Source organism: Marinibacterium profundimaris, from assembly GCF_002210095.1.
Taxonomy (GTDB): Bacteria; Pseudomonadota; Alphaproteobacteria; order Rhodobacterales; family Rhodobacteraceae; genus Marinibacterium; species Marinibacterium profundimaris.
Map to the genome: position 1 here is coordinate 142,263 of NZ_AQQR01000005.1, position 12,619 is coordinate 154,881.

The following is a 12,619-nucleotide window of genomic DNA, read 5'->3' on the forward strand; positions in this document are numbered from 1 at the left end:
CCGGTCCGGAAAGGCGACTTATGCTGCTGTCGATACGCGAACTCACGAAATCCTTCCCCGGCACACTGGCGCTCGACGACGTCCAGTTCGACCTGCGCGCCGGCGAGGTCCATGCCCTGCTGGGCGAGAACGGCGCGGGGAAATCCACGCTGATCAAGTGCCTCACCGGCGCCTACCAGCGCGACACGGGCGAGATCCGGCTGGACGGCGCGCCGATCTCTCCATCCTCCACGCTGGAGGCGCAGGCGCTGGGGATCGGCACGGTCTACCAGGAGGTCAACCTGCTGCCGAACCTCACCGTGGCCGAGAACCTGACCTTTGGACGTCAGCCCACTCGGTTCGGCATGGTGTCCGGCCGGCAGATGCGGGCCGAGGCACGCGAGATGCTGGCAGGCTACGGGCTGGACCACGTCAATGTCGGCCGCGAGCTGGGCAGTTATTCGGTGGCGGTGCAGCAGATCGTGGCCATCGCGCGGGCGGTGGCGCTGTCCGGCAAGGTGCTGATCCTCGACGAGCCGACCGCAAGCCTTGACGCACGCGAGACCGAGACGCTGTTCGGCGTGGTTCGCGGGCTGCGGGAGCGGGGGCTGGGGATCATCTTCATCTCGCATTTCCTGGACCAGGTCTACGACCTGACCGACCGGATCACAGTGCTGCGCAACGGCCGCCACATCGTGACGGGAGAGACCGCCGCGATGGGCCGGGTAGAGCTGATCCACCACATGCTCGGCCATGAGCTGGAAGAGGCCGAGCGCCGGAAGGCCCGGCATGGCAGCGGCAAGACGCTGCTGACGGCAAATGGGCTGGGCAAGCGCGGACGGATCCATCCCTTCGACCTTGAGGTCCGCGAGGGCGAGGTCGTGGGGTTGGCCGGGCTGCTGGGTTCGGGCCGGACCGAGACGGCGGATGTGCTTTATGGCCGAACCCCGGCGGACCGGGGCGAGGTCACCGATGCCAATGGCCCGCTGGACCTGCGCAACCCGCGGGCGGCCATTGCGTCGGGCTTCGGCTATGCGCCGGAGGACCGGAAGACCGATGGCATCGTGGCCGACCTGTCGATCCGCGAGAACATCGCGCTGGCGCTGCAGGCGCGCCGGGGCTGGAGCCGGCCGATCCCGCGATCCGAGCAGAAGGCGCTGGCCGACGAGTATATCCGCCGGCTGGATATCCGCACGTCCGGGCCCGAGAAACCGGTGGGCGAGCTGTCGGGCGGGAACCAGCAGAAGGTGGTTCTGGCGCGCTGGCTGGCGATGAACCCTCGGTTCCTGATCCTCGACGAACCGACGCGCGGCATCGACGTGGGCGCCCATGCCGAGATCCTGCGCCTGATCGGTGAACTGACCGAGCAGGGCATGTCGATCCTGCTGATCTCTTCGGAGTTCGATGAACTCATTGCGGCCTCGGACCGGATCATCGTCGTGCGCGACCGGACCCATGTGTCGCAGCTGGTCGGCGAGGATGTCGAAACCGGGCGCATCATTTCGGCCATTGCCCAGCACGAGGAGGTCGCATCATGAGCCAGGGTCTGCGCCGATTGCTGCCGCAGCTGCTGACGCTGCTGGCGGTGGTCGTTCTGGTGTCGCTGTTCTTTCCCGGCTTTCTCGCGGTCGAGATGCGCGACGGGCGGCTGGTCGGCTCTGCCGTCGATGTCCTGAAGCGCGGCGCGCCGGTGGCGATCCTGGCGGTGGGCATGACGCTGGTGATCGCGACGCGGGGCATCGACCTGTCGGTGGGCGCCGTGATGGCGATCTGCGGGGCGGCTTCGGCCTGGGCGATTTCCAACGAATACGGGCTGGTCGCGGCCCTGGCCGTCGGGCTGGCGGCCGGGCTGGCCTGCGGGTTGTGGAACGGGGTGCTGGTGGCGGTCTTCGGGATCCAGCCGATCGTCGCGACGCTGATCCTGATGGTCGCCGGGCGCGGCGTGGCGCAGATGATCACGGAGGGGCGGATCCTGACCTTCAGCCACGAGGGGCTGGCATTCTTCGGCGCCGGCGACGTCTTCGGCGTGCCGACGCCGATCCTGATATGGCTGGGCGTCGGGCTGGCCTTCGGCCTGCTGGTGCGGCGCACGGCGCTGGGACTGCTGATCGAGGCCATCGGCATCAACCGTCCCGCCAGCGCGCTGGCAGGGGTCAATGCCCAGGTGCTGCTGATCGCCGTCTACATTGCGTCCGGCCTTTGCGCTGCCGTCGCGGGGATCATCGTCGCCGCCGACATCCGCGGCGCGGACGCGAACAACGCAGGGCTCTGGCTGGAGCTGGACGCGATCCTGGCGGTGGTGATCGGGGGCACGTCGCTGTTGGGCGGGCGCTTCTCGATCGTGGCCTCGCTGCTGGGGGCGCTGATCATCCAGACCATCGACACCGGCATCCTGCTGGCGGGCTTCGCGTCCGAGTTCAACCTTGTGATCAAGGCCGGGCTGGTAGTCATCATCCTGGTGCTGCAATCGCCGCGGATCAGCCCGTCGCTTGCGTGGCTGCCCGGAGGACGGGCGCCGTCAGCCTCCACGACCAAGACCAGCAAGGTGACGGAATGACTGCTCTCAATGCCCGCGCGCTGCCGCTTTATGCCACCATCGCGATCTTCCTTGTCGCCTACCTGATCTGCTACTTGCAGTTCCCGGCGATGCTGTCGACACGGGTGGTCGGCAACCTGCTGACGGACAATGCCTACCTTGGCATCGTGGCCGTGGGCATGACGGTCGTGATCCTGTCGGGGGGGATCGATCTTTCGGTGGGGTCGGTCATCGCCTTTTCCGGGGTCTTCATCGCGGTGATGCTGCGCGACACGGGGCTGCATCCGCTGATCGTCTTTCCGTTGCTGCTGGCGGTCACCACCGCCTTCGGCGCGGCGATGGGCGGGCTGATCCACGGGCTGGCGATGCCGCCCTTCATCGTGACGCTTGCCGGCATGTTCCTGGCGCGCGGGGCGGCCTACATGCTGACCATCGACAGCGTGCCGATCGACCATTCCTTCTATGACCTGCTGCAGGGCGCCTATTACAAGATGCCCGGCGGCGGCCGTCTGACCCTGATCGGGGTGCTGATGCTGCTCAGTGTCCTGGGCGGCATGATCCTGGCCCACCGCACGCGCTTTGGCACGGCGGTCTTCGCCCTGGGCGGAGGAGCGCAGACCGCCGGCCTCATGGGTGTGAACGTCGGCCGGACCACGGTGATGATCTACGCCTTCTCGGGCTTCATGGCGGGGCTGTCGGGCATCGTCTTCTCGATCTACACCGGCTCGGGCTATCCGCTGGCGACCGTCGGGACCGAACTGACCGCCATCGCGGCCGTGGTGATCGGCGGCACGATCCTGACCGGCGGCTCTGGCTTCGTGCTGGGCACATTGATCGGCGTGCTGACCATGGGCCTGATCCAGACCTACATCGTTTTCGACGGCTCCCTGTCCAGCTGGTGGACAAAGATCGTCATCGGCGCTCTTCTACTTTTGTTCATCCTGTTACAAAAAGGGCTTCTGAGCCTTGGTCAAAGGCAGCGCAGCGGAGCCACCTGATGAAACAACTCTTCGACCGTCTGGACCCCGGCCTCCCCGCAAGCGGGAGCAGCCACGAACGGGTGGTCGAAGGGCTGGGCCAGGCCATCGTGTCGGGTAACCCGCAGCCCGGCGATCTGCTGCCCCGCGACGAGGAACTGGCCGAGGAATTCGGCGTCTCGCGCACCGTCCTTCGCGAGGCGATGAAGACCCTTGCGGCCAAGGGGCTGGTGGTGCCCAAGGCGCGGGTGGGCACCCGGGTGCGGCCGCGCCACGAATGGAACATGTTCGACGTGCAGGTCCTGCGCTGGCACCTGGAGGACGTGAAGCAGAGCGACAGTTTCTACGCCCAGCTCTTCGAGATGCGCCTGGCGTTCGAACCCTTTGCCGCCGGGCTGGCCGCCGAGAAGGCGAAGCCTGAAGAGCTCGACGCGCTGGATGCCTGCGTGCAGGAGATGCGGGCTGCCAAGGACGAGAAGGCCTTTGCCATGGCCGATCTGGAATTCCACCGCGTGGCGCTGCAGGCGGCGGGCAATGCCTTCTTCTTCTCGGTGGTCTCGCTGGTGGGCGCGGCGCTGCTGTCGCTGTTGCGGCTCAGTTCGCCCGAACTTCGGCCCGAGCAGCAGAATTCCATCTGCGACGGGCACCAGCGGATCGCCGACGCGATCCGTGCGCGCGACACGGTGGCAGCGCAGGATGCCATGCGCGGTGTGATCGACGTGGGCTGGTCGAGGGTCTTCGGCGATGACCGGCCCGCCCTGCAGGGCTAACGCGGCGGATCTGGCCCACGGCATCCGGGTAGGCAGATTTGCCTAGGCAATCATGCGCATGGAGTTGAAAGGTGCCCCGGCGTAGCCTGTTAACACTCCGGTAATCATCCCTATCCGGATTTATTTTGATCAAGACCTTTTAAACAATAACAAGTGCTCTTTTACCCAGTGAGTCCCAAATTTGCGCCCTGCCGCTTGCGGCAGGGCGCATTTTTTTGTCCCCGTTTCCGCCCTCGCGCGGCGCCTCGAAATGCCACGGCCGGGTTGGCAAAATGGCGCGGCGCGGCTTTGCAGGTGATTTTTGCGGCAAGATCCGTTTAAACCCGAATGAAGTGGCCACGCGGCCGCCAGAATGCCTGTATCCGGCGGTCGAGCCGGCAAATGCGGAACCGATGCTGTGATCAGATCCCTTGGTGTCATCCTTGCCCTCGCCCTGGCGGGGATCCAGCTGTTCGCGGTGACGGTCGTGGTCTTCACTTCCTATTTCACCTCGGAGCGCACGTTGCTCGAACATGCCCGCAACCAGCTCTTCGACGTGGGCACCAACGTGATCCAGCATACCAAGGGGTTTCTGACCCCGGCGCGCAGTGCCGCCGAACTGTCGACGGCGCTGGCCGAGAACCAGATCGTGCGGCGCGAGGAACGCAACCTGCTTGAAGGCCTGCTGTTTCAGCAATTGCGGTCTGCCCCGCAATTCGCCGGGGCCTATTACGGGGATGAATCGGGAAATTTCGTCTACGTGAAGCGCAACGGAAACGGCGTGTACCTGACCAAGATCATCGACACGACGGAGGTTCCGAGCACCACGCTGATCGAACGGGCCGAGGATTTCTCCGAGTTGAGCCGCCGTCCCGATCCCGAAGATAGCTACGATCCCAGGGTGCGCCCCTGGTACGAGGCCGCCAAGACCGAAATGCGCAGCATCTGGACGGATCCCTATATCTTCTTCACCTCGCGGTCGCCCGGCATCACCGCGGCGACGCCGGTTCTGGATTTCCAGGACAATGTGCAGGGTGCGATCGGCGTGGATATCGAGATCCGGGAATTGTCGAGCTTCCTGGCCCAGCTTCGGATCGGCAAGAACGGTGCGGCCTTCATCCTGAACCGCAATGGCGACGTGATCGCGCATCCCAATCCGGAATTGCTGACGACAACGGGCGAGGGCGGCGCGCTGGAATTCCCCTCGATCAAGGATATCGCCGACCCGATCGCGCGCGCGGCCTTCGGCGACCGACTGTCGGACGAGGATGTCTTTGCCGGTGGCGAGATCGAAAGCGATTTCGAACATGACGGGGTGCAATATGTCTCTCTCATCATTCCCTTCGGGCTGGGTGACATTCCCTGGTCCATCGTCGTCTATGCGCCCGAGGGCGATTTCATCGGCACGATCAAGGACAACCGGTTCCAGAACACGCTGATTGCCATCGGCGTCGCCGCCGCCACCGGCCTGCTGGGGCTGGCGCTGGCCAACCGGATCCATGCCCCGGTGCGCGCCTTTGCCGTGCGCTCGGCCCTGATTTCGCAGGGCGAGGTCGACCCGAACGAGCCGATGCCCGGTACCTACCGCGAGCTGGAGAACGCCAACACCGCGCTGGTCAACGAGATCTCGCAGCGCAAGAAGACCGAGACGGAGTACCGCCTGACCTTCGACATGGCCTCGCGCGGGATGGTCTATATCGACAGCGCTACGGGGCGGCTGCAGCGGGTCAACTCGCGCTTCGCCCGACTGCTGGGCCGCGATCCCGGGGCGCTGGTGGGCGTGGAATTCCAGTCGCTTCTGCATCCCGACGAACCCGAGATCCTGCAGGAATTCGGCGAACGGATCGAGGATCACGCCGCCTTCAGCTTCGAGGCGCGGGCCCTGCGCATGGACGGCACACCGATCTGGATCAGCTTCAACGGTGTCTCCTTCCGGGCCGAGGGGGACGGCGAGTATTACATCGTGGCCACGATCGACGACATCACCCAGGCCCGGGCCTCGGAGGAAACCATCGAGGCGCTGAACCGCGAGATCGCCCATGTCTCGCGCCAGCAGGTCATGGGAGAGCTGGCCACCGGCCTCGCGCACGAGCTGAACCAGCCGCTGACCGCGATCACCCAGAATGCCGATGCGGCGATGTACCTGGTCGCCCACCGTCAGGATTCGGCCGACCAGGTGCGCAGCCTGCTGGCCGAGATCGACCAGCATGCGCACCAGGCCGGCGACATCATCCGCGCGTTGCGGGGTTTTATCCGCAAGGAGGACAACAAGGCGACGGCCTTCGGCATCCGCGAGCTGCTGGAACAGGCGCGCCGGCTGGTCCTGTCCGAGGCGCGACAGCATTCGGTCGATATCCTGATCCAGAAGGGCCCCGAGGTCCGGGTGGCCGGGGTCCGCGTGCAGATCGCGCAGGTCGTGGTGAACCTGATGCGCAACGCGATCGAGGCCATCGGCGATCAGGGCGGCTCACCACGGCGTGTCGTTGTCTCGACCGCGCTGGTGGACGGTGAGCTGCAGATCGATGTCGAGGATACCGGCCCGGGTATTGCCGAAGGGCTGGAAGTGTTTACACAATTCGAAACCACCAAGCCGGGCGGCATGGGGCTGGGCCTGTCGATAAGCCGCTCGCTGGTCGAGGCGAATGGCGGCCGGATCTGGTGCACAAGCACGTCCACCGGCGCGAAGTTCAGTTTTACACTGCCGCTGGCCGCCTGAGCAGGGGAGAGGGAGATCGACGATGGCCGAGGAGCTGAAGGAGACATCCTGCATCTTTCTCGTGGACGACGAGGCGGATGTCCGCATCTCGCTGTCGCGGGCGCTGGGGCTGCGCGGCTACCAGGTGCAGGCCTTTGCCTCGGCGCAGGACTTCCTCGACGCCTATGACGAGGACGCGCCGGGTTGCCTGGTGCTGGATTACGGCATGCCGAGGATGGACGGTCTGCAGCTGCAGGAACACCTTGCCGGGCAGGGCATCCGCATCCCGATCATCTTCATCACCGGCCACGGAGGCATCCCGGAATCGGTGCGCGCCATGAAGATGGGGGCGATGGATTTCCTGGAAAAACCCTTCAAGCAATCGGTGCTGATCGAGCGGATCGACGCGGCCTTCGAGGAGGATCGCAAGTACCGCGAGGCCAACCGAAAATCCTGGGCATCGCGCGCGCGGTTCGACAGCCTGACCGACCGCGAGCGCGAGATCGCGCGGCTGATGGTGACGCACCCGGGCAGCAATTCGTCGAAGGATATCGCCCGGCGGCTCGACATCTCTCCCCGGACCGTGGACCACCACCGTGCGCGGATCCTCGAGAAGATGGGCGTGGGATCGGTGGCCGAGCTGGTGGATACCACCGTCAAGGCCGGCCTGTTCTCCGAGCCCTAGGCCGCCTCAGATCGCGTCGTCGTAGATCTTCAGCACATCCGTCACCGCCCGCAGCAGCAGGTCGCGGCCGGTCATCGGCCTTTCGTCCAGCCCGAGCGAGGGGAAGAACTGCTGCCGCACGGGCGGCGGGATCACCCGGTCGCCCAGCCGGTCCATCAGGGCGTCCACCGCCGTCGCGGCATCCGGCGCGGGCCAGTAATAGCGGATCCGGTCGGAGAAGCTGAAATGGCGCTGCAGCCAGGTGTCGTGATCGCTGCCGTGGTAGTACCCTTTCCAATTGGCGGGCTCGGCGCGCATCACCTCTTCCATCCGCGCCATCAGCCCGCCGCGCGGCGCATGGCCTTCCATCACGTCGGCCAGAGCGTCCAGCGCGTAAAGCGCCTCGCGCAGGGCAAAGGTCAGCCAGGGGCCGACCTTCAGGATCGCGTAGCCATTGGCGACCAGCGCGCGCAGGGCCTCGGGCCTCTGGTAATCGGTCGAATGGGCCTCGAAGACCACGCCGGGGTAGGCGGTCAGCGTGGCCGACAGAGCCTGCGCCTTTTCGGCGTCGAAATGGATCACGTCGGTATGGCCGAATTCCACCCCGGGCTGCACGACCAGCGCGATCACCCGGTCAAAGGCGGCCTCCAGCCCGCGTTCGGCAAAGGCCGCGCGGTGCACCTCGTGGGTGCGGGTCACGGCGTCCGGTTCGGTAGGCTCCACGATGTCCAGCCCATGGGTCGCGCCGCCGGGCACGGGGACCTCGGTGCCGATTACATAGACCGGGTCGCGCCCTGTCTTGTGCGCCTCGGCGATCTCGGCCAGCCGGGCGGCGCGCTTGGCGGTCTCGGCATCGTCCAGCGCCACGGGTTCGCCCGCGCAGCCCATCGAGGTGTCCAGATGCAGCTTGGAAAACCCGGCCTCGGCATAGGCCGCGATCAGCGCATCGGCCTTCTGCATCGCCGCCTCGGGATCAAGCTTTTTCCACGGATTGGGGCCCAGGTGATCGCCGCCCAGCACGATCCGCGCGGGGTCAAAGCCGACACGTTCGGCGATTGCCTCCACGAAGGCGCGGAAATCGCGGGGCGCCATGCCGGTATAGCCGCCGTCCTGGTTCACCTGGTTGCAGGTCGCCTCGATCAGCACGGTCCGGTCGCGCGCCTGGCCCAGCCGCAGCGCGGCCTCGATCACCACCGGATGGGCGGAACAGACCGAGGTGATGCCAAGATGGTCGCCGCGCTGACGCGCTTGCGGCAGGGCAAGAAGCGGATGGGTCATGATCTGGGCTCGCGGCTGGAGGCGAAGGTGTCGAGGCTGTCGAGGTCGGAGGTGCCCTCCATCGGGCCGCGCCGGGTGACCGCGATGGCGCCCGAGGCCATGGCGAGGTCCAGCGCCCGGGCGGGGGACGTATCGCGCAGCCACAGCGTGGTGAAGGTCGCGCCGAAGCAGTCGCCGGCGCCGGTCGGGTCGATCTCGTCGACCGGGTAGGCGCTGGCCGACAGGCTTTGCCTGGCATCGTGAAAGGCCGCCCCGGCAGCGCCGTTCTTGTGGACGATGGCGCGGATGCCCCGGTCCAGAAGCTCGGTGATGGCCTCGGTCTCGGTGCTGGCGGCGGTGAGCAGCGTGAGTTCATCGCCGCTGGGCAGGAAGAGATCGGTTAGCGCGATCATCTCGGCCATGGCCTCGGCCAGGCCGGGGGCGAAGAGGATCTCTTTCCGCAGGTTCGGGTCGAAGGAGACGGTGCCGCCGCGCGCCCGGATCGCCCGGGCGGTTTCGAGGTTCAGCGCCACGAAATCGGGGCCCGACAGCGATGAGCCCATGACATGCAGGTGATCGGCGCTGTCCAGCAGCGCGCGGGCCTGTGGCGTGTCATGCAGCGTGCCACAGGCGCTGTGGCGGATGTTGAACACGAAATCCCGTGCGCCGTCAGGGCGATAGCGGACAAAGGCGCTGCCGGTGGGCCGGTCGGGATCGGTGAAGATCGCGCTGGTGTCCACCCCTTCGCGGGCGAGGCGGTCGGTGTTGACCCGTCCGAAATCGTCGTCTCCGACGGCCGAGATCAAGCCCACGGGCTGTCCCAGGCAGGCTGCCTGGGCTGCGAAGATGGCCGGCGCGCCCGAGGGAAAAGGGCCGGTCAGCGGCTGCGGCGCGGTGAAGCCATGGCCGGTCGTGTCGGCCATGATCTCGACCAGGACTTCCCCGATGATGACGATCTTCTTCATGGTCCCCCTCGTGTGCCGCCGGCCCTTGATACGCGCCGGAACAGGCCGCGCGAGACGGCCGGAACGCCCCGGTCTCCCCCCGGGGCAGCGCCTTGACCGTTGCCACGCCACCCCTTTACTGTCAATAAAATAGTTACGCGCGTAAAGAACGGCCGGGTTGGACAAAGGGCTCCCGGAACGGCAGACTTCGGGTCCGGTTCCGGCGGTCCGGCGGGGCGGAAGGAAGAAGAGCGGGGGGGCCGCATGGTCGAGAAGCGCATCAGGAACATGGAGGAATTCGCGACGGTCAGCGGGATCTCGCGGCCGACGCTGTCGAAGTATTTTCACGATCCCGGGTCTGTCCGGGCGACGACCCGCGAGCGCATCGAAAGCGCGCTGGAGCAATACGATTACCGCCCAAACATCTTTGCGATCAACCAGAACCGCAAGCTGACCAAGACCATCGGCATCCTGGTTCCTTACCTGTCGGATCCGTTCTTTGCCGAGATGGTGCGCCTGATCGAACGGCTCTGCATCGATGCCGGGTACTGGCCCGTCGTCTTCTCTGCCCATGGCGAGACCGAGTTGGAAAACAACGCGTTGGCGACGCTGGAATCGTTGCGCCCGGCCGGTGCGCTGATCGCGCCGCTGGGGCGGTCGTCGGATTTCGAGGTGGTCGAGAGGTTCACCGAAGAGGTGCCGACCGTCGTCTTCGACAGTAACCTGGAGGTGGGTAAAGCCTTTGTCGGGAACGACAATGTCCAGTCCATCGGGCTGATCGTCGATTACCTCTGCCGCACGGGCGAACCGCCCTGCTTCTTCGAGATGCCGCCCGTGAACCCGAATGCCAACAGGCGCCGCGATACCTACGTGCAATCGATGGAGCGGCTGGGACATCAGCCGCAGGTCGTATCGGTCCGGGGCGGGGACTGGGATTTCGAGCGCATCGGTCTCGACGAGGGGATGCGCCTGATCTCGGAACGGGCGCTGCCGTCGGACACGATCCTGTGCTCCAATGATCGGCTCGCTATAGGGTTGATCGCTGCCGCTTACCAGAAGGGTCTGCGCGTCGGCCACGGCCCGGGCTGCGCGCTGCGGATCGCCGGCCATGACGACCACCCCTGGGCCCAGTTCTCCTGCCCGCCACTGACCACCGTGGCGCAGGATTACCGCGCCGTCGCAGAGCGCAGCGTAGAGATCCTGTTCAAGCTGATCGACGGCGAGGATCTCGGCGAAGAGCGCCAGATGCATTACTTCCAGGGGCGCCTTGTCTTGCGTGCATCTGCCTGAAACATTCTGCGCCGCAGCACTAAACTTTACACCCGTAAATTTTCTGTTGACTAGAATCGGGGCATGCCCTTAGGTGAGGCGCATCAGTTGCCATGCCAATGGGAGGAGACCTGGATGAAACTGAAGAGCGCATTATATGCGGTCTCGGCGCTTGTAAGTGTCACCGCGACCGCCACGATCGCGGAAGAACTGACCATCGCCACCGTCAACAATTCCGACATGATCATCATGCAGAAGCTGTCGCCCCAGTGGGAAGAGGCGACGGGCAACACGCTGAATTGGGTCGTGCTGGAAGAGAACGTTCTGCGCCAGCGTGTCACCACCGACATCGCCACCGATGGCGGGTCCTTCGACATCGTGACCATCGGCGCCTACGAGGCCCCGATCTGGGGCGCGCAGGACTGGCTGGTGGGCCTGGATGACCTGGGCGACGACTACGATTACGACGACATCTTCGAGCCGGTCCGCAACGGCCTGTCGGCCGATGGCACACTTTACGCGGTGCCGTTCTACGCGGAAAGCTCCTTCACCTTCTACCGCAAGGACCTGTTCGACGCCGCGGGGATCGAGCTGCCGGACGAGCAGATGACCTATGACGATTTCGCCGAAATCGTCGCCCAGCTGCATGACCCGGACAACGGCGTCTTCGGCACCTGCCAGCGCGGCAAGGCCGGCTGGGGCGAGAACATGGCCTTTGTCGGCCCGCTGGTGAACGCCTTTGGCGGCAAGTGGTTCGACATGGACTGGAACCCGACGATCGACAGCCCCGAATGGAACGCGGCGATCACCTACTACGTGGACCTGATGAACAACTACGGTCCCCCGGGTGCCACCGCCAACGGCCACAACGAGAACCGCGCGCTTTTCGCGGATGGCAAATGCGCCACCTGGGTCGATGCGACCTCGGCCGCCGGGTACATCTTCAACCCGAGTGAATCCTCGGTCGCCGACAAGACCGACTTCTTCCAGGCGCCGAAGCAGGTGACCGACAAGGGCACCGGCTGGTTCTGGGCCTGGGCCCTGGCGATCCCCACTTCGTCCAAGAACCAGGATGCCGCGAAGGACTTCCTCGCCTGGGCAACCTCGAAGGAATATGTCGAGCTGGTCGGTGAAAGCGAAGGCTGGGTCGCCGCACCTCCGGGTACGCGCAAGTCGACCTACGCCAACGAGGCCTATCTCGAGGCCGCGCCCTTCGCCGAGACGGTCGAGAACTCGATCCTTGCCGCCAACCCGGCGGACGCCACCAAGGATCCGGTGCCCTATACCGGCGTCCAGTTCGTCGCGATCCCGGAATTCCAGGGGATCGGCAACTACGTGGGGCAGCAGATCTCGGCCGCGCTTGCCGGTCAGCAGACCGTCGACGAGGCCCTGGCCAACAGCCAGCGCTTTGCCGAGCGGGAAATGACCAAGGCCGGCTACATCAAGTAACCTCCCAAGGGGGCGGGCCGGTCTTCCGGGATCGGTCCGCCCCCGTTTCCCCCCGTTACGCAAGAATTCCTTCGTACCCGTGAACGATGCGCGCCGAAGG

10 protein-coding genes are annotated in these 12,619 nt (G+C 65.7%); 8 read left to right on the forward strand and 2 right to left on the reverse strand.

The window, feature by feature from the left end:
• The first annotated feature begins 20 nt into the window (after positions 1-20).
• The 6 genes from ATO3_RS14325 (at position 21) to ATO3_RS14350 (ending at position 7,621) form a co-directional block, all read left to right on the forward strand.
• A complete protein-coding gene (locus ATO3_RS14325) occupies positions 21-1,517 on the forward strand; it encodes a sugar ABC transporter ATP-binding protein (RefSeq protein ID WP_088650556.1) in 1,497 nt (498 codons plus the stop codon).
• On the forward strand, positions 1,514-2,536 hold the full coding sequence (locus ATO3_RS14330) for an ABC transporter permease (protein WP_088650557.1): 1,023 nt from the start codon (positions 1,514-1,516) through the stop codon (positions 2,534-2,536). The genes ATO3_RS14325 and ATO3_RS14330 overlap by 4 nt, the downstream gene beginning before the upstream one ends.
• A complete protein-coding gene (gene yjfF, locus ATO3_RS14335) occupies positions 2,533-3,513 on the forward strand; it encodes a galactofuranose ABC transporter, permease protein YjfF (protein ID WP_088650558.1) in 981 nt (326 codons plus the stop codon). Before ATO3_RS14330 ends, yjfF begins: the two co-directional genes overlap by 4 nt.
• A complete protein-coding gene (locus tag ATO3_RS14340) occupies positions 3,513-4,262 on the forward strand; it encodes a FadR/GntR family transcriptional regulator (RefSeq protein WP_198963281.1) in 750 nt (249 codons plus the stop codon). The genes yjfF and ATO3_RS14340 overlap by 1 nt, the downstream gene beginning before the upstream one ends.
• Before the next feature lie 397 nt (positions 4,263-4,659).
• Entirely contained in the window at positions 4,660-6,957 is a 2,298-nt protein-coding gene (locus ATO3_RS14345) for a cache domain-containing protein (RefSeq protein ID WP_088650559.1), read from the forward strand.
• A 22-nt stretch (positions 6,958-6,979) separates the two neighbouring features.
• A complete protein-coding gene (locus tag ATO3_RS14350) occupies positions 6,980-7,621 on the forward strand; it encodes a response regulator transcription factor (protein ID WP_088650560.1) in 642 nt (213 codons plus the stop codon).
• A gap of 6 nt (positions 7,622-7,627) precedes the next feature.
• Here ATO3_RS14350 and ATO3_RS14355 read toward each other — a convergent pair whose 3' ends face one another.
• Together ATO3_RS14355 and ATO3_RS14360 are read right to left on the reverse strand one after the other, a co-directional pair.
• Positions 7,628-8,878: a D-tagatose-bisphosphate aldolase, class II, non-catalytic subunit gene (locus tag ATO3_RS14355; RefSeq protein WP_088650561.1), complete on the reverse strand. Its 1,251-nt coding sequence runs from the start codon at positions 8,876-8,878 to the stop codon at positions 7,628-7,630.
• Entirely contained in the window at positions 8,875-9,822 is a 948-nt protein-coding gene (locus ATO3_RS14360) for a sugar kinase (protein ID WP_088650562.1), read from the reverse strand. The genes ATO3_RS14355 and ATO3_RS14360 overlap by 4 nt, the downstream gene beginning before the upstream one ends.
• A 243-nt stretch (positions 9,823-10,065) precedes the next feature.
• Between ATO3_RS14360 and ATO3_RS14365 the strand changes: the two genes are divergently transcribed.
• Together ATO3_RS14365 and ATO3_RS14370 are read left to right on the forward strand one after the other, a co-directional pair.
• Positions 10,066-11,091 (forward strand): LacI family DNA-binding transcriptional regulator, encoded by a 1,026-nt coding sequence (locus ATO3_RS14365; protein ID WP_088650563.1) that lies wholly within the window; start codon positions 10,066-10,068, stop codon positions 11,089-11,091.
• Between the two features lie 114 nt (positions 11,092-11,205).
• Positions 11,206-12,519 carry an ABC transporter substrate-binding protein gene (locus tag ATO3_RS14370; protein ID WP_088650564.1) on the forward strand — a complete coding sequence of 438 codons (1,314 nt, stop codon included), beginning with the start codon at positions 11,206-11,208 and terminating at the stop codon, positions 12,517-12,519.
• Positions 12,520-12,619: the final 100 nt, after the last annotated feature.